Below are 17,644 nucleotides of genomic sequence, written 5' to 3'. Positions count from 1 at the left end.
TGGCAGGACGCGCGAAACAGGGCTTCTCGGGCATTGCCCCCCTATTACGCGCATTTCCCTGCAATGGGTCGTGACTCGGTCAAGCCTTGATGACGTTGCTCGCAGCGGTACGGTATTTGCCGCGACTATCGATGATCAATTGCGCATGAGCCTTGATCAATTCGTAATCGAATTTGTCATGATCTGTCGCCAGTACCACTGCGTCGAATGCAGCCAGGTTCTGAGCAGTCAACGGTTCGCTGCTCAGTTCAAAATGGTGTTCGCGCATTTTTGGGAACACCGGAACATGTGGGTCGCTGTAGGCCACGATACCGCCCTTGGCCTCGATCAGCTCCATGATCTCTACGGATGGAGATTCACGCATGTCATCCACGTTCTTCTTGTAGGCGATGCCCAGAACCAGGACCTTGCAACCTTTGAGTGCCTTGCCGCTGTTGTTCAGGCCGTCCATCAGCTTGCTCAGAACGTACTCGGGCATTGCCTTGTTGACTTCACCGGACAATTCGATAAAGCGCGTATGCAGACCATATTCGCGAGCCTTCCAGGTCAGGTAGAAGGGGTCGATGGGAATGCAGTGGCCGCCCAGGCCGGGGCCAGGGTAATAGGCGGTGAAACCGAAGGGTTTGGTGGCTGCAGCATCGACGACTTCAAAGATGTCGATGCCCATGCGATCGGCCACGACTTTCATTTCATTGACCAGGCCGATATTGACTGCGCGGTGAATGTTCTCAAGCAGCTTGGTCATTTCCGCAGCTTTGGTGGAGCTTACAGGCACGACCTGGTCGATTGCCTGTTCATACAGCGCTATGCCTACTTCAAGGCAACCAGGCGTATGACCGCCTATGACCTTTGGAATAGTACGGGTTTCAAAGTTGGCGTTGCCCGGATCTTCCCGTTCAGGCGAATACACCAGGAAAATGTTCTCACCCACGACTAGACCATTCTCTTGCACGCGAGGCAGTAACTCCTCTTCCGTGGTTCCCGGATAGGTAGTGCTTTCCAAGGAGACCACTTGACCTGCACGCAGATATGGCTTGAGGGCATTGGTTGTGTTGATCACGAAGCTCATGTCCGGCTCGCGATATTTGTTCAGCGGTGTCGGCACGCAAAGGATCAGAGCATCACACTCACTGGCACGCTGAAAGTCGGTAGTCGCTTCAAACCCTGAGCTTCTGGCGTGGCTGATGTGTTCGCTGGCAATGTGTTCTATATAGCTACTGCCAGCGTTGAGCTTGGCTACCTTGGAGTCATCGATGTCGATACCCAGCACCCGGAAGCCGATAGCGTTGTAACGCAACATCAGCGGCAAGCCTACATAGCCTAGGCCTACGATGCCAATCAAGGCTTCCTTGTTCTTGAACTTGGCGATGCTGGTTTGTTTTTGGTCAGGCATTTGGGCTCCGATGTAATACCAGGGTTGATGCATGCAGCAGCTGTTCCGTTACTTTTTTTGCTGGAAGCGGGCTAAATAGTTCTTTCCCTTACACTCATGGACATCAGGCCTGTAAAGCGTGCGATGAACAGGCGATCAACTCATTTAACCCGCGCTTAAGCTGGCAAGAAACAGAATGCTCCATCGTCCGACAGCCAAGCAATCGGAGGTGTCGCTCGTGGTGTATGCAGCTAAATTGGGCGCGATTCTACACTGGCAAGGCGTCTCGAGCGACAGGTTGTAAGCATTTACTCCATTCCCAGTCTCCGTGCCGCTGGCTAGCTCCTGTCAATCGAGGAAAGTAAAATCTCCTTGCTGCTGTGGAAGCGCCTGTGGTCCCATCGCGGGCAATCAGCAAGGGTTCATGTTGCCGACAGGTTACTGATGCTTCTTCCTTTGGGCTCGTTCATGAGTGCAGCTTCCGATGAGTGGCGATAGGCTAATTGAATCATCGTCCCGATGCTTTCCTTGGACGTAGCCGGGCATGCCGTGTTGGAAGGTATTTATTTTCACAGATTAGAAAGTGAACTCTTTGAAGTTATTAATTTTTTCTCAATACTTTAGTCCTGAGAACTTCATCATCAACGATATAGTTCGGACGCTAGTTGCTCAGGGGCACGAGGTAGTAGTTGCTACCGGGAAGCCTAATTATCCAGATGGTCGAATATTTACCGGATATCGTGCGTGGGGTTGTCAGCGCGAAAGTTATCTCGAATCTGTTGATGTGCTACGCGTTCCCCTTTGGCCCCGCGGAGAGGGGGGCGCGAAAAACATGGTACTTAACTACCTGTCGTTCGTATTTGCAGGTTTGATATTTTTTCCATGGATGTTACGCAAGCGTGAGTTCGATGCGATTCTGGTGTTCGCTCCTTCCCCCATCACCCAGGCGATTCCAGCGATTCCTATCAAGTGGTTGAAGGGCGCGCGGCTGGCCCTGTGGATTCAGGATCTGTGGCCAGAAAGTCTTGCGGCCACTGGATTTGTGAAAAACCCCTATCTGTTGAAGATGGTTGGCTGGATGGTGCGCGGAATATATGCAGGTTGTGATCGACTGTTGGTTCAATCCAATGCCTTTGTCGACTCGGTTGCCAGCTATGCGCCCAGGAATAAGATTACCTATTACCCGAACTCAGTGGATGCCCAGGCCTTCAATGCGGAAGTCGCAATTGACGAGTCTTTAACGCGGGTCCTTAACGACCACTTTTGCGTGGTGTTCGCTGGTAATCTCGGAACAGCTCAGGCCTTGGAGACATTACTGGAGGCAGCAAAGCAATTGCGTGATGAGCCAGGCATTCGGCTGGTGTTGATAGGCAGTGGCAGTCGGTTGGAATGGCTAAAGGAGCAGAAGCAGCTTCATGTGATGGACAATCTGATTCTTCCCGGACGTTTCCCTGCCTTGGCAATGCCGGCTGTCTTTGCACAGGCTGGCGCGTTGCTGGTGTCACTCAACGATGAAAGCATTTTTGCCCAGACTATCCCCAGCAAGGTCCAATCCTATTTGGCGGCTGGTAAACCAATCATTGCCAGTCTAGATGGTGAAGGTGCTCGGGTAATCCAGGAGGCGCGGGCCGGGCTGACCAGCCCAGCGGAGCAAGTGGCTCCACTGGTCGCCAACATACGTGAGATGTATGGCTTGAGCGATGCTCAACGTGAGGAAATGGGGCGTTGCGGACGGGACTACTTTGCCGCCCATTTTGAAATGGGCCAGCAAGTTCGGTATCTGGTCGAGCTGCTGGGGGCTTGATAGGCACTGGCTGGCATTGTGCTTTTCCAGGCAGTGCTATTTTTTGTCCGTTGCTGGACAATGTGCCGATTTTGAGAGGCTGATGGCCTTTCGGTCCCTTGTTGGTGCGGTCGGGATAAACTCAAGGTCTGAGTCATATTTATGAAGGTATTGGTGTTAGGTATTACCGGTATGTTGGGTAGTACTGTCTTTAAGGTGTTCAGTCAGGATCCACAGCATGAAGTCTGGGGCACGGTGCGCAGCCTGTCCGCCCTGCGACATTCTTCTGTAGCCGACCTTTCCCGCGTCCTGTCTGGTGTCGATGTGCTGGATCAGGATGCATTGACAGCTGCAATGCTTCGGGTCCGCCCGGATGTAGTGATCAACTGTGTAGGGCTGATCAAGCAACTTGCCGATGCCAAGGATCCGCTAACTGCGCTCCCAATCAATGCCATGCTGCCCCACAGGTTGGCGAAGCTTTGTGCTCTAAGTGGCGCACGCCTGCTGCATGTCAGTACCGACTGCGTGTTCTCCGGTCGTAAGGGGGGCTATCTGGAAACGGATGTTTCCGACGCTGAGGATCTGTACGGGAAGTCCAAGTACATAGGTGAACTGCATGAAGAGCCCCATGCGATCACCTTGAGAACGTCAATCATTGGTCATGAATTGAGCTCCGATCATTCTCTTGTGGATTGGTTTCTGAGTCAGCAAGGCAGTGTGCGAGGGTTTAGTCGTGCCATTTTTTCCGGGTTGCCTACAGTAGAGCTTGCCCGGGTGATGAAAGACTACGTCTTGCCGCATCCGCAACTTAATGGGCTGTATCATGTTGCTGCAGAGCCCATTGCCAAGTCCGATCTGTTGGCGCTGATTGCCCGGCAATATGAGAAGACAATTGATATACATCCAGATGCCAAACTAGTGATCGATCGTTCACTCAATAGCGAGCGATTTACTCATGCTACTGGATACAAGGCTCCATCCTGGCCTCAGCTCATTGAGCTGATGCATGCCAATCGCTAAAAAAATTGGAAGGTGTACATGTTCGACGACAAGGTATTGATGATCACCGGTGGAACCGGTTCTTTCGGTCATACGGTCCTCAAGCGTTTTCTCAATACCGCCGTGCGTGAAATTCGCATCTTCAGTCGCGATGAGAAGAAGCAAGAAGACATGCGAATTGCCCTGGCCAATGACAAGGTCAAATTCTATATAGGTGATGTTCGCAACTACGACAGCCTGGCCCAGGCCATGGTCGGCGTCGACTATATCTTTCATGCCGCGGCATTGAAGCAAGTACCGTCCTGTGAGTTCTATCCGATGGAGGCTGTACGTACCAACGTACTGGGGACCGAGAATGTCCTCAATGCCGCCATAGCTACCGGTGTCCAGCGGGTTGTCGTGCTAAGTACCGATAAAGCCGTCTATCCGATCAATGCCATGGGTATTTCCAAGGCGATGGCCGAGAAGCTGATGGTTGCCAAGTCGCGGATGATACCGGCCAAGGGGCCTATCATCTGTGCGACCCGCTACGGTAACGTCATGGCCTCTCGTGGTTCGGTGATTCCGCTTTTTGTCGATCAGTTGCGTTCGGATGAAGCTTTGACCGTGACCGATCCGGAAATGACTCGTTTTCTGATGTCCTTGGAAGATTCGGTCGATTTGGTTTTGCATGCTTTCGAGCATGCACAACAGGGCGATCTGTTTATCCAGAAGGCACCGGCATCCACCGTGGGGGATCTGGCTGAGGCGCTCAAGCAGCTATTCGGCAAGAGCAATGAGGTCAGGGTTATTGGTACCCGTCACGGTGAGAAACTGTATGAGTCTCTAGTCTCCCGTGAAGAGATGGCTAAAGCCGAGGACATGGGGCGTTATTACCGGATACCTGCGGATAACCGCGACTTGAACTACAAGAAGTATTTTGTTGAAGGCGAGCAACGTATCTCCGAGCTCGACGACTACACCTCGCACAATACCTCGCGCCTCGACGTACCAGGCATCAAGGAGTTGCTGCTCAAGCTCGACTACATCAAGGAGCAACTCGATGCTTAAGGTCATGACACTGGTCGGTACCCGCCCCGAACTGATCAAGATGAGCCGGGTGATCGCCGAGTTGGACCGCCAAGTCAACCACATATTGGTGCATTCGGGGCAGAACTACGATTACGAGCTCAATCAGGTTTTCTTCGATGACCTGCAGATTCGCAAGCCGGATCACTTTCTCGGTGCAGCAGGGGAGACCGCTGCTCAGACTATCGCTGAAGTCATCGCCAAATCTGACGCGATCTTTGAGTTGGAAAAGCCCGATGCGCTACTCCTTTATGGCGATACCAATACCTGCCTGGCAGTCATCGCTGCAAAGCGCCGCAAAATTCCAGTGTTCCATATGGAGGCAGGCAACCGCTGCTTCGATCAACGAGTTCCAGAAGAGCTCAATCGCAAGGTGCTAGACCATCTCAGCGATATCAACATGGTATTGACTGAACATGCCCGTCGGTACCTCATCGCTGAGGGGATTCGTCCGGAAACCATCATCAAGACTGGTTCGCACATGCAAGAAGTCCTCGACTATTACATGCCGGGGATTGAAAGCTCGCAGGTGCTTGCCCGAAGTGGTCTGGAGCAGGACAAGTTCTTTGTCGTCAGTGCGCATCGTGAGGAGAACGTCGATACCGCTGACAACCTTCGGGACTTGCTGGATACCTTGCGGGCTCTGGCCAATCACTATGGGTTCCCACTGATCGTTTCGACTCACCCGCGCACCCGCAAGCGCCTTGAAGCGTTGGGGGAGAGCCTTGAACATCCTTTGATTCGCTTCGTCAAGCCTTTCGGCCTGCTGGATTACATCAAGTTGCAGATGTCGGCGTTCTGTGTGCTTTCCGATAGCGGCACCATTACCGAAGAGGCGTCGCTACTGAATCTGCCGGCGGTGACCTTGCGTAATGCTCACGAGCGTCCCGAAGGAATGGATGAAGGAACACTGGTCATGAGCGGCCTCAAGCGAGAGTCGGTCATGGATGCTGTACGCGTTGTAACCAGCCAGCACTCTCGTGACCAGCGCAACGTTCCTCTGGTACAGGACTATCAAGGTGGTCCTGTTTCTCTGCAGGTGGTCCGTGTGGTTCTGAGCTACACCGACTACATCAACCGTACCGTATGGCGTAAAGACTGAGTTCAACAGGTTTAGCCGGAGCCTGAGGTGGGCTGCGGCTAAGACACTGTTGGTGGGAACAAGGTTTTTCTTGTTCCTGGTGTTGGACAGTCCGATATGACGTCTTTCAGCGCCTGTTTTTCGCGCAAATCTTCATGTCGGGACAAGGCGCAGCTCGCCAGCAATTTCCCCTGTTGTGTTGAAAAAAAAACGCCGGGAGCAGGTCCGGGGCCTGGAACTTCCGCCGGTATTTGCGGACAAATTCCTCCAGGGCAATGCCCGTCGGAAATTCGGTTTGCAAGCGCTGGTGATAGGCGTTCAGGCCGCTTTCCGGGGTGCCTGAACGCCGTTGCCGGAATGCGCTTGCGCCGCGGCAGTGGTTTTTCTGGAGGCAGGTTTCTTGTTATCGTGGCCTCCCTCTTTCACGGACGAATATCGAGACAGCCCATGGCTAACTCCACCCCGTCACGCTTCGGCAAGATCCTCCAGGGTCTGCTGTTCGCCCTGATCGGCATCGGCCTGTTGGTCATCGCCGTCAATCTCACTCTTGATCGCCGCGAGTTCCTCGCCAGTGCCCAGACCGCCGACGGTATCGTCAGCGATTTGAATGCCGGGGGGTCGCACCCCGAGATCGCCTTCACCAGCAGTACTGGTGAGAAGATTTCCTACCCCCAGGGTGGCTTTATCTTCGGCTACCAGAAGGACCAGCCGGTGCGGGTGTATTACCAGCCCGAGCGGCCGGCCAACAGCGCAATCATCGACGACCCGGCAGCACTCTGGGCCACCCCGGGTGTGCTCGGCCTGATCGGTCTGGTATTTACCCTGGCCGGCCTGGTGGGTGTCATCAGCCAGCGCGGACGAGCCACCCAACGAGCAAAAGGACTTTGACCCCATGAACCTCAGCATTCCGATTCCGGTCAACGAAAGTAAATGGCTGTACCAGACCGCCAGCGGCGGCGGCCTGACCGTAGCCCTAGTGGCGGGTAGCGGCGGCTCGATCATCCTGCGTTCACCCCAGGGCAAGGATGTCAGCTATCGCTACGGCGGCCTGGGGGTGGGCGCCGGTTTTGGTGCGCGCCTGCCGCGTTTCGGCAAGGTCAATATCCAGGTCAAGGGCAAGAGCGTTGGAGGCGCAGGCGCGGCGGAGGCTTTTCCCAGCACCGGTAAGGTGTTTGTTAGCGATGCTCTGCGCAGCAGCGACCTGACGGAGGACGACATCACCGGCCCTTGCATGTACACCGAAGTGGGTGCAGGGCTGGTGGTGGGTGGTTCGGCCACGGCCTTGCTGTTCGGCTTGGACCCCAAGCTGCTTGCTATGGCGGTGGCCCTCAACTCCAGCCCGGTGACCTCGATCATCGCTTCGTCCCGGGTCAACGAACAGTTGATGCGCTCGGCCAAGGGCGCGTTGGTGATGGCGGGGATGAACGCCGGCGTACAGGCAGGTGGTGGCGCGGCGATCTACATGGGCTATCTGTTCTAGCCACGGAGCCGGCGCGCCGGGAATCACAGGCGCGCCAGGCATTCCTGGAGAATATCCAGGCCCTCCTCGAAGATTTCAGGCTCGGTGGTCAAGGGCGCCAGCAGGCGAATGATGTGCCGCGACTTGCCGCTGGGCATCAGCAGCAGACCTGCATTCCGGGCGCTGCCTAGCAGCGTGCTCAGTTGCTCTGGCGCCGGTTCGCCCTGGGCATTGACCAACTCGATGCCGCGCATGGCTCCCACCCCCGTCAGGCGGCCCAGGAAGGGGCAGAGCCCACTGCTTTTCCAATGCTCATAGCGTTGCACGATCGCCCGCTCCTGGCGCTCGCCCCAGGCTTGCAGGTGCTCGTCGGTCATTTCATCCAGGGTCGCGAGCGCCGCCGCGCAGGCGATCGGGTTGCCCGAGTATGTGCCCCCCAGGCCGCCCTTGGGCAGCACGTCCAGCAATGCCTTGCGACCCACCACGGCGCCCAGTGGAACCCCGCCGCCAATGCTCTTGCCCAGCAGGATCAGGTCCGGCTCGATGCCCAGGCGGGAGAAGGCAAAACGCTGCCCGGTGCGGCCGAAGCCGGACTGGATCTCGTCGGCGATCAGCAAAATGCCATGTTCATCGCAGAAGCTGCGCAAGGCTCGGGCGAACGTGGCGTCCAGGGCCAGGAAGCCGCCTTCGCCTTGCACCGGCTCAAGGATGAAGCAGGCCACTTCCTGTACATCGATCTCCACGCTGAACAGCCGACGCAATGCTTTCAGCGCTTCTTCGCAACTGACGTCGTTGTCGGCGCTGGGGTAGGGCAGGTGGTACACAGGCCCGGGTAGTACACCGACCTTCTGCTTGTAGGGCGCCACCTTGCCGTTGAGGTTGAGGGTGGCCAGAGTGCGCCCATGGAAGCCTCCGTCAAAGGCGATCACCGCGCTGCGCCCGGTAGCTCCCCGCACGATCTTCAGGGCGTTTTCCGCGGCCTCGGCGCCGCTGTTGGTGAGCATGCCGCTGACCGGGTAACTCACCGGGATGAAGTTCGCCAGGCGCTGCATGAACTCGATGTAGGGCCCGTGAGGCGCAGCATTGAAGGCGTAGTGGGTGAGCCGGGTGGCCTGCTGCTGGATGGCTGAGACTATGCGTGGGTGGCAGTGCCCGAGGTTGAGCACGCCGATACCGCCGACAAAGTCGATGTAGCGCTTGCCATCGATGTCCCAGACCTCGGCGTTGCGTCCGTGGCTGAGGCGGATCGGGTGGACGGTGGAGATCGAACGGCTGATGTTCTCGTGGCTCATGGATGCGGGCTCTGGGTGCCGGAAACAAGCCGTTATCTAAGCCGGGGCCGGGGGCCCTGGACAAACGAAATAAAGTCGCCGGGTCAGTATGAAAATTCCCGATGTGCCGAAGCGGTTGTCTCAGTGCTGCTGGGCCTTGTGCCCATTACGCAAATGCCGCACCAGTGCCGCAAGAACCACCAGCGCTATCACCCCGAGGAAGATCGGCAGGCGATAGGGTTTCAGGTCGCCAAGAAAATGCTGCAAGGCTTCGCCGGCCCAGTAACCGGCGCTGACGAACAAGATGGCCCATACCGCAGCCCCCAGCACATTGAGCAGGGCGAAACGCCAGGGTGCCAGGCCACTGGCGCCGATCACCATCGGGCCCACCAGGCGCATGCCGTAGAGAAAGCGCACGGCGAACACCGAAGTCGAGGGGTAACGCCGGATCAGGCCCTGGACCCGTTCGATGGCCGCCTGGTGACGCTTGAGCTTGGGCAGCAGGCGCGCCCCGCCATAGCGCCCGGTCCAGAACAGCAATTGATCGCCGAGGATGCCTCCCAGGGTGGCCCAGCCGATCACCTGCAACCATTGCAAGGTGCCCTGGTGCGCGGCCATGCCGCCGAGGATCAGTACGGTTTCACCTTCCAGCAGGCAACCGATGAAAATCACCCAATAGCCGTAGGCGGCGATCAGCGAGTTAAGGTCGAGGTGTTCGAGCATGGTTATCCAGTTCCGTATTTGAAGTCCGCCATGACTTCGAGTCGTCATCCTGGCTTTGAGTGCCTTTTTTCTTGCGCCGCGGTGTAACGTCCAGGCTGCGCATCTGCGGGAGTTTGAACGGGTTCCCGGCTTGCGAGTCGAGAATCGGGTCTAGTGGGCACTGCTTGAGGCGCCGATCACGCCGTCTGCCCCAACAGCCATGCCCAGAACATCCCCGCGCCATACAACCCCAGCCCGAACACCGAATGCGCGATCAGGCTGCGCAGCCGGGCCACATTCGGTTTGGGCATCTTGCTCGCCGCCACTCCCGCGCCCATGCCCGGTTGCATCAGCAAGAACGGTGCAGCCACCGTCAGCACGCCAATGAGCAAGGCCGGTGCCAGGGTTGGCTGTTGTGCCCATTGCAGGCCGCAGGCCAGCAGCAACAGGGCGGCAAACAGGACGCCGATCAGATAGTGGGCCAGCCAGCCCAGGGCCCGTTCCCCCGGAACCGGGCCGGCTTGGGCAATGCTCTGGTGCAGGAACTGGCCCCGAGGAAAATGCCCGATCCAGCGTCCGACCATGGCCCAGTTGGGGCCAGGAATGTTCAACACTCGCGCCAGAAACAGCGTCCACAAATCAAGGACCAAGGTAGCGCCGACACCGATCAGCAGTGCCGGTAAAATCAACGCCATGAACTCATGCATAAAGACTCCTGGGTATGGATGGCTGCACTTCAGCCTCGGCTATGGGTGTGATAATGTTTCATTCAATAAAGTGATTGAATGATCAATAAAGCAGCAGGAGCTGTCAATGACCGATTCGATTTCCCCTCAACAGCCTCTGGCGGACATGGCCGAGCTGGCACGTATTCTCGGCCACCACCACCGCCTGATCCTGCTGGAGCACATTGCTCGTGGCGAGCAGCCGGTGGAGCGCCTGGTGGAAGCCTCGGGACTCTCGGTAGCCAACACCTCGCAACATTTGCAACAGCTGCGCCGGGGCGGTTTCGTGCAGACCCGGCGCGACGGCAAGCGAGTGCTCTACAGCCTCAGCCAGGGGCCGTTGGCCGCACTTCTGGGGGGCTTGCGCCAATACGTCGATTACAACCACGGGCAGATCCGTGAGCTGCTGGCCGACAGCGAGCAGCAGCCGGGGCGCCTGGAGGGCATCTCCCGGGAAGAGCTGCGCCAACGCCTGCAGGAGGGCGGCATGACCCTGCTGGACGTGCGCTCGCCGCAGGAGTTCGCCCTTGGGCATTTGCCGGGGGCAATCAATATCCCGGTGGAAGAGTTGGAGCAGCGTCTGGCCGAGTTGCCCGCGGGCCAGGAGTTGGTGGCTTACTGCCGCGGGCCCTACTGCGTGCTGTCACACAATGCCGCGGCCTTGCTTCGCGCCAAGGGTTTCAGGGTGCGGCGCCTGGACGACGGTTTCGTCGATTGGCAGGCCGCCGGCCTAGGGGTGGAAACCACCCGGTAAAAGTGTCGCAGAGTCGGCCATACAGGACATTGCCTATAGGGCCATGATCCATATCAACAGGGTTTTCAGAAAAATCCGCTACAAGGGCATCAGGCTCGGACCCACAAGGTATCGAGCCCCGGGCCTGTACCGTGAAGGCCGGGACAACCAATAAAAACCTTTGTGGATATCGGCCGAGGGGACCACCCCAGGCGGATTTTAAAGGAATAACCTGATGGCTTTTTCTCTGTCACGCCTGTGCCTTCTGGGCGCTGCGTTGCTCTGCGTACCCCTACTGCATGCCAGCGAGCCGACCCCGGCAGCGGCGGCCTCCACCCCAGATTCCGAGTTGATCCAGCGTGGCCAGTACGTGGCCCAGCTCGGCGACTGCATTGCCTGCCACACCGCCAAGGGCGGGGCCACCATGGCCGGTGGCCTGGAGCTGAAGACGCCCATGGGCACCATCTACTCCAGCAACATCACCCCGGATAAAGACACCGGTATCGGCAGCTACAGCTTCGAGGCATTCGACCGCGCCATGCGCGAAGGCGTAACCCCTGACGGCAGTCATTTGTACCCGGCCATGCCCTATCCGTCCTACGCCAAGATGACCGAAGAGGACATGCGCGCCCTCTACGCCTACCTGATGCACGGGGTGGAACCCGTAGCCCAGGGCAACCTGGAAGCCGACATGGGGTTCCCCTTCAACCAGCGCTGGGGCCTGTGGTTCTGGAACCTGGTGTTCGTCGACAAGCAGCCCTTCAAGCCTGACCCGGCCAAGGACGAACAGCTCAATCGCGGCGCCTACCTGGTCCAGGGCCTGGGCCACTGCGGTTCCTGCCATACCCCGCGGGGCATCGCCTTCCAGGAGAAGGCCATGAGCGACAGCGAATCCGGCGGCCAGCACTACCTGGCCGGCGAGACGGTGGAAGAGTGGCGAGCCCTGAGCCTGCGCAACCTGTGGACCGTGGAGGACACGGTGCAGTTGCTCAAGACCGGGCAGAACCGCTTTGCCACTGTGTCCGGCAACATGGCCGACGTGATCCACCACAGCACCCAGCATTTCACCGACGCCGACCTGACGGCCATCGCCGCGTACCTCAAGTCCCTGCCGGCCGGCAAAGATGACCTGCCCATGCCTTCGGTGGCACTGACCCCGGCGGCCCCGCCAAACAACCTGTTCACCTCCCGTGGCGGCCTGGGCTACGCGCAGTTTTGTTCCGACTGCCACCGCCAGGATGGCGCCGGCGTGCCGCAGATGTTCCCGTCCCTGGCCGGCAACCCCAGCGTCGCCTCGGCCAACCCGACTTCCTTGCTGCACATCACCCTGACCGGCTGGAAGACCGCCCAGACCGCCGCCCATCCACGGGTTTACACCATGCCCGGCTTTGCCCAGCTGGCCGATGGCGAGATCGCCGAGATCCTCAGTTTTGTCCGCAGCAGTTGGGGCAACAACGGCTCCGCCATCAGCGCCGAGCAAGTGAAGAAGATGCGGGCGCAACTGAGCCCGCAAGTGGAAAGCACTCTGTTCGAAACCCCGCGCCTGGCCAACCTGCTGGCGGCGCCGAATGCCGAACAAGTGGTGCGCGGCATGCGCCTGCACCTGGAAACCAAGGCCCTGCTGCCGGACAACGTCGGCAACTCGCTGAACTGCACCAGTTGCCACCTCAACGCCGGCACCGTGGCCGACGGTTCACCCTTTGTCGGCGTCTCGGCGTTCTTCCCCGGCTACGCGCCGCGGGCGGGCAAGACCATCACCCTGGAAGAGCGCATCAACGGCTGCTTCCGCCGCTCCATGCACGGCAAGCCGCTGCCGGTGAACGGCGCCGACATGCAAGCCATGGTGGCCTACTTCGAGTGGATGAAAATGAACACCCGCCCAGAAGACAAGGTGGCCGGGCGCGGTGTGGGCAAGATCGACCCGGCCCTCAAGCCCAATGCTGACAATGGCAAGCAGGTGTACGCCAAGCAATGCGCGGTGTGCCACGGCGCGGATGGCGAAGGCCTGAAACGCGCCGACGGCAGCCTGATCTTCCCGCCGCTGTGGGGCGATCAATCCTTCAACATCGGTGCCGGCATGGCCCGCACCTACACCGCGGCGGCCTTCGTCAAACGCAACATGCCGATTGGCTTCCACGAGAAGTTCCCCCTGGGCCAGGGCGGCCTCTCGGACCAGGAAGCCCTGGACGTGGCCGAATACTTCTCCCACCAGCCGCGCCCGGACTTCCCGGACAAGGTCAAGGACTGGCCCAACGGCGGCCGCCCGGCGGACGCCCGTTACTGAGGGCTTGACCCTGTAGTCGCCTTGAGCTGCGGCTACAGGCCCCCGCAGAAAAATCTGCCGGCGCGCCCTGGCGCCGAGGTAGGATTGCCATCCTTTGCGTCAGCCTTCGCTGTCGGTCCTTCAAGGATGAATCATGCGGTTTCGCTCGATCCTGTTGCTGAGCCTGTCCCTGGGGCTCAGCGGTTGTGCCTTTGTTTCCGCGCTCAAAGCGACCACCGTCAGCTACCGGGTGCCGGCCGATGCCGGTGACACCGCACTGATCCGCATCGTCGCCCAGGGGCTGGTGCGGGGTGTGCCCTACAGCGATTGCATCGACTGGCGCAAACCGAGCTCCGGGCTGATGGTTCGCCCCCATCGCGGCATTGCCAATCCCAATTTCCGCAACCTGGGCATTCCCATGACGGCCGCTACCGACCGCATGCGCCGCCAGGAGGGCTTTGGTGCCAACGAACTGAAGATCCCGGCCAATCGCCCGTTCGCCTTCATGTTCTACAACACTGAACCGGGGATGGATAAGGACTACCGCGCCGTTTGCGAGCAAAGCGTGACCTTCGTGCCCGAGGCCGGCGCCACCTATCAGATGGTGTTTCTCCAGGATCAGATGTGCACCGCCATGCTGCGCAAGATCGACGACAAGGGCGAGATGCTGCCGGAGCGGGTGGCGCTGCGGCCTACCGATTACTGCAGCGCCGATGCGCGCTAGGGCAAGAACCTAGGGGCCATAGTGCTTGCAGATTTCCTCCCAGATATAGGCGCCGCGAAAGCGGATCCAGCGGATGAACAAGCGATCGCGAAAGGCCTGCCAGCGGCTGCTGCGCCGCAGTGCCAGGCTATCCTCGATTTCCTCCAGCAAGGACTCCCGCTCGAAGCCGATCCAGATCTCCGGGATCACCGACATCAGGTTGATGTAGCACACCGGCGCCACCTCTTCGTAGAGAATGCGCTCCACCTCGGCACGGTCGTAGGCCTGGGTTTCCCGGGCGATGTAGGCGTAGTCCACCTCGTTGTCGACAAAGGCGTCCGAGAGCAGGTAGCGGATGGTATCTCGCTGTACCGGGGTGATCGGGCTTGAAGGCATGTTGGGGAGGGTCCTTCCTGGTGGCCGGCGACAGCGGATTCTATCTCGGCGCAATCATCCGTGTCGGCGCCGTGCCATTGGCATTGTGTTGATAGATCGCCACGGGCTGCCCCTGCTCATTGAAAAACACCTGGCCGATCCCCGACGAGTTCCACAGCCGCTCCCCGGCCTCGGCATGCTCGGGCACATGGGGCATCACCTTCATCCGCCGGCGCTTGGTGAACCAGTTCAACGGCGAGCGCGGCGAGTAGAGCCAACGGTTGAGGCGGTCGAACCATTCCAGCAGGGCGGCGGGGAATTCGTTCTTGATGCCGCTGCTGGTGATCTGCCAGATCCGCGGGCCGCCCTGGCGGTGGCGAATCAGCACTTCGTAGACGAAGGAGTAATGCACATCCCCCGAGAGAATCACGTAGCTGCCCGGGGTTCGCGAGTGGCGGAAGATGTTCAGGATCACCTGGGCGGAACCGCGATGGGCCATCCAGTTCTCCGCGTCCACCAGCAGCGGGTAGCCGCACCAACTGAAGACCTTCTGCACCGTTTCGATCAGCTTGACGCCGAAGATCGGCGCCGGTGAAACGATGATCGCCGAGGGGTGATCCAGCAGTTCATGTTGCAGTTCGCTCAGGGCTTCCCAGTCCAGCAGGCCGGAAGGCTGGCCCAGGTTGGACTCGCTGCGCCAGCGCCGGGTGCGGGTGTCCAGCACCACCAGGGCCGGGGTGCTGGGCAATACGTATTGCCACTGCTGGAAACCCAGCAACTGGTCGATCAGGTCGTTTTGGGCCTGACATTCCAGCATGCGTTCCGGAGTTTGTGCCGTGGCGCTCAAGGCCCGGGTGTGTTCCAGCAGTTGGGCGAAGGCATCCGGGTTGTTGCCCCAGCCCTGGCACAGCATGTAAGCCAGCAGCGCGTTGCCGATGATGCGCTTGGAGAAGGGATGGCCGTAGGCGGTTTCTTCCCATTGGGCGCTGAGGTTCCAGTCGTCGGTGATGTCGTGGTCGTCGAAGATCATCAGGCACGACAGGTGGGCAAAGACCCGCGCGGCACCCTTCAGGCCCTGGACAAACTCGTCGATGCGCTGCTGTTCCCGGGTGTAGCGCGTCTGTTGTTCCGGTGTCAGTCGTGGCGGCTGTGGCGTGATCAGGGTCCAGGGCAGCGGCGACCAGACCAGCAGATACATGGCCAGCACCTCGGCGAAAGTCACCAGGTGGTTGTCAGCGTTGCTGCTGGTGAAGATCGGCTTTTTCACCCCGCCGAAAAACCGCTCGCGCAGGGTTTCATTGCTCTTCAGCGCCGGGAGCAATTCGGCCCGCTGGTAGTAGCTGGCGCCATGGCGGTACAGCGCCTGACTGTCGGCCACTACGGCACCGTCCAACTCTTCATCGAACAGCTCGAGGCGCTCGATCAGGGCGTGGACGGCCCGCAGCATGGGCCCGGCCACATCGTCGGCGTACACCTGGTCGCCGCTCATCATCAACAAGGCCGGGCGTTGTGCAGGCTCGGGTTGTTGCGCCAGCAGGCGGTCGACGCAGAGCAAGCCGTCAGCGGACGGGTGATGGGGCTTGCGGCAGGAGCCGTGGAGCAGGTTGTCGATGCGGCTGTGGAGCACGAACTCCGGGGTCCCGGCATCGCCATACAGCAGGTGCGGCGCCCAATCGGCAATAGCCCGGGCGCTGTCCTCGGCATCGTTGATCAGCAGGTCATAGGCGATCGTCACGTCCAGGGGCAGGGCATCGTCCAGTGCCACATCGATCAGATGGATAAAGGCATGGCGACCGACGGGAATGACCTGGCATTGCTGCGGGTCGAGGGCCAGATCCAGGGTCGTGCTGCCAGCGGGCTGCAGGCGCAGGGTCAGCGCCAACGCCCTGGAACTCACCAGCCACAGCACCAGCCGCGTCGGCTCCAGGCGGCGCAGCAACGGGCCGGCGAGAACAGGAGGCAGGGCAGTGGGTAGCGTGGTCGGGAGCATCTGCTGCGGGATCTCTAGCGGTTGCAAAGGGGGCAAATGGTAGCGCAGCCGATGTCGAAGAAACGTCGGTTGCGCGGGCTGGAGCAAGGCTTTTGTATCCGATTATTTATGGGCGTTGGCCCGCATTGCCCGCAAGCTGATGTACCTGATTATCCAAGGCGTCCTGGCGAATCTGCGCCAGCATCCAATCGATAAACACCTGGGCTTCGGGGGCCGCATCACTGTCCAGCGCGTAGTAATAGCGGGTCAGGGGCTGGCGCAGGTCCGGCAAGGGGCAGATCAGGCGGCCGCTGGCCAGGTCCTTGGCCAGCAACGAGGCCGGGCACAGCGCCAGGCCCAGCCCGTCGACGCAGGCCTGGAGCACGAAGTGCATATGGTCGAAATGCAAGGTCGGCGAGGTGCGCAGCGGTTTCAGGCCGCAGTGTTCCAGCCACTTCTGCCAGTCGCTGGCGCGGGTGCGGCTGACCAGCAAGGTATGTCGCGACAGATCATCGGGGCTGTTCAGTGCTGTGCTGTGCAACAGCGACGGCGCTGCCACCACCAGGATTTCGTCTTCCAGCAGGCGTTGGGGTTGCAGCGTGGTTGCCCAGCCGGAGCGGCCACGGCGAATCACCAGGTCGAAGGTTTCCTTGGCGGGATCGGGGAGCAGGGTGCTGGTCACCACCTCCGGCTGGATCTGCGGGTACAGCGCCATGAACTGCGGCAAGCGGGGAATCAGCCAGCGCACCGCGAAGGACGGTCGCACATTGACGGTGACCTTGCGCAGGGCCGCGCCGCAGCGCAGGGAGGCGGCGGCATTGGCGATCTGGGCCAGGGCCACGCTGACCTGCTCATGGAAGGCTTGCCCGGCAGGGGTGAGCACCGACTGGCGGATGCGCCGCTCGAACAGCAGCACCCCCAGGTGCTCTTCCAGCAACTTGATATGGCGGCTCACCGCGCTGTGGCTCACATGCAGTTCTTCTGCGGCGCGGCTGAAACTCTCGTGGCGAGCAGCGGCGGCAAAGGCGCGGACGGCGTTCAGGGGCGGCAGGTCAGTGATCATGTGTCTAATTTAGTCACATGTATGGCGCAATTAAAGCGTTTGTCAGTGTCGCAACAGAAGGTCACGCTGAACGCCGTT

Annotated in this window: 16 protein-coding genes; 9 read left to right on the top strand and 7 right to left on the bottom strand. The window is 59.7% G+C overall.

What is annotated here, in order from left to right; translation table 11 throughout:
* Nucleotides 1-79: 79 nt before the first annotated feature.
* A complete protein-coding gene (gene wbpA / locus BLS75_RS11655) occupies nucleotides 80-1,393 on the bottom strand; it encodes a UDP-N-acetyl-D-glucosamine 6-dehydrogenase (protein WP_072450895.1) in 1,314 nt (437 codons plus the stop codon).
* 571 nt (nucleotides 1,394-1,964) lie between these two features.
* Between wbpA and BLS75_RS11650 the strand changes: the two genes are divergently transcribed.
* The 6 genes from BLS75_RS11650 (at nucleotide 1,965) to BLS75_RS11625 (ending at nucleotide 7,783) form a co-directional block, all read left to right on the top strand.
* Nucleotides 1,965-3,176 (top strand): glycosyltransferase family 4 protein, encoded by a 1,212-nt coding sequence (locus tag BLS75_RS11650; protein ID WP_072450894.1) that lies wholly within the window; start codon nucleotides 1,965-1,967, stop codon nucleotides 3,174-3,176.
* A 141-nt stretch (nucleotides 3,177-3,317) separates the two neighbouring features.
* A complete protein-coding gene (locus BLS75_RS11645) occupies nucleotides 3,318-4,175 on the top strand; it encodes a dTDP-4-dehydrorhamnose reductase family protein (RefSeq protein ID WP_072450893.1) in 858 nt (285 codons plus the stop codon).
* Nucleotides 4,176-4,193: 18 nt separating this feature from the next.
* Nucleotides 4,194-5,204, top strand: coding sequence for a polysaccharide biosynthesis protein (locus tag BLS75_RS11640; protein WP_072450892.1), 1,011 nt, complete (start codon nucleotides 4,194-4,196; stop codon nucleotides 5,202-5,204).
* A complete protein-coding gene (wecB, locus tag BLS75_RS11635; RefSeq protein ID WP_072450891.1) occupies nucleotides 5,197-6,324 on the top strand; it encodes a non-hydrolyzing UDP-N-acetylglucosamine 2-epimerase in 1,128 nt (375 codons plus the stop codon). Before BLS75_RS11640 ends, wecB begins: the two co-directional genes overlap by 8 nt.
* Nucleotides 6,325-6,660: 336 nt before the next feature.
* Entirely contained in the window at nucleotides 6,661-7,191 is a 531-nt protein-coding gene (locus BLS75_RS11630) for a DUF3592 domain-containing protein (protein WP_041119764.1), read from the top strand.
* A 4-nt stretch (nucleotides 7,192-7,195) separates the two neighbouring features.
* Nucleotides 7,196-7,783 (top strand): hypothetical protein, encoded by a 588-nt coding sequence (locus tag BLS75_RS11625; protein WP_011063260.1) that lies wholly within the window; start codon nucleotides 7,196-7,198, stop codon nucleotides 7,781-7,783.
* 23 nt (nucleotides 7,784-7,806) lie between these two features.
* Here the strand turns inward: BLS75_RS11625 and BLS75_RS11620 are convergent, their stop codons facing one another.
* The 3 genes from BLS75_RS11620 to BLS75_RS11610 all read right to left on the bottom strand — a co-directional run bounded on the left by BLS75_RS11620 (nucleotide 7,807) and on the right by BLS75_RS11610 (nucleotide 10,442).
* Nucleotides 7,807-9,054 (bottom strand): 2-aminoadipate transaminase, encoded by a 1,248-nt coding sequence (locus BLS75_RS11620; RefSeq protein ID WP_072450890.1) that lies wholly within the window; start codon nucleotides 9,052-9,054, stop codon nucleotides 7,807-7,809.
* Between the two features lie 120 nt (nucleotides 9,055-9,174).
* Complete coding sequence (locus BLS75_RS11615) at nucleotides 9,175-9,756, bottom strand: DedA family protein (RefSeq protein WP_072450889.1); 582 nt, start codon at nucleotides 9,754-9,756, stop codon at nucleotides 9,175-9,177.
* A gap of 176 nt (nucleotides 9,757-9,932) precedes the next feature.
* The gene (locus BLS75_RS11610; RefSeq protein ID WP_072450888.1) at nucleotides 9,933-10,442 is read right to left on the bottom strand and encodes a DUF2938 domain-containing protein; all 510 of its coding nucleotides are present in this window, start codon (nucleotides 10,440-10,442) and stop codon (nucleotides 9,933-9,935) included.
* Between the two features lie 106 nt (nucleotides 10,443-10,548).
* Here BLS75_RS11610 and BLS75_RS11605 point away from each other — a divergent pair, with 106 nt between their 5' ends.
* From BLS75_RS11605 to BLS75_RS11595, 3 genes are all read left to right on the top strand, one after another.
* Nucleotides 10,549-11,214 (top strand): ArsR/SmtB family transcription factor, encoded by a 666-nt coding sequence (locus BLS75_RS11605; protein ID WP_015636898.1) that lies wholly within the window; start codon nucleotides 10,549-10,551, stop codon nucleotides 11,212-11,214.
* Nucleotides 11,215-11,428: 214 nt separating this feature from the next.
* On the top strand, nucleotides 11,429-13,477 hold the full coding sequence (locus tag BLS75_RS11600; protein WP_072450887.1) for a c-type cytochrome: 2,049 nt from the start codon (nucleotides 11,429-11,431) through the stop codon (nucleotides 13,475-13,477).
* A gap of 133 nt (nucleotides 13,478-13,610) precedes the next feature.
* Nucleotides 13,611-14,180, top strand: a complete 570-nt coding sequence (locus BLS75_RS11595; RefSeq protein WP_011063253.1) for a hypothetical protein — start codon at nucleotides 13,611-13,613, stop codon at nucleotides 14,178-14,180.
* Nucleotides 14,181-14,189: 9 nt separating this feature from the next.
* Here the strand turns inward: BLS75_RS11595 and BLS75_RS11590 are convergent, their stop codons facing one another.
* The 3 genes from BLS75_RS11590 to gcvA form a co-directional block, all read right to left on the bottom strand.
* Complete coding sequence (locus BLS75_RS11590; RefSeq protein ID WP_239690659.1) at nucleotides 14,190-14,555, bottom strand: DUF7079 family protein; 366 nt, start codon at nucleotides 14,553-14,555, stop codon at nucleotides 14,190-14,192.
* Between the two features lie 40 nt (nucleotides 14,556-14,595).
* Nucleotides 14,596-16,524 carry an alkaline phosphatase D family protein gene (locus BLS75_RS11585; protein ID WP_072450885.1) on the bottom strand — a complete coding sequence of 643 codons (1,929 nt, stop codon included), beginning with the start codon at nucleotides 16,522-16,524 and terminating at the stop codon, nucleotides 14,596-14,598.
* Between the two features lie 106 nt (nucleotides 16,525-16,630).
* Nucleotides 16,631-17,566 (bottom strand): transcriptional regulator GcvA, encoded by a 936-nt coding sequence (gene gcvA / locus BLS75_RS11580; RefSeq protein ID WP_072450884.1) that lies wholly within the window; start codon nucleotides 17,564-17,566, stop codon nucleotides 16,631-16,633.
* Nucleotides 17,567-17,644: the final 78 nt, after the last annotated feature.

Source organism: Pseudomonas sp. NFPP12 (assembly GCF_900103205.1).
Taxonomy (GTDB): domain Bacteria; phylum Pseudomonadota; class Gammaproteobacteria; order Pseudomonadales; family Pseudomonadaceae; genus Aquipseudomonas; species Aquipseudomonas protegens.
This window is presented reverse-complemented; position numbering and strand designations above follow the sequence as displayed.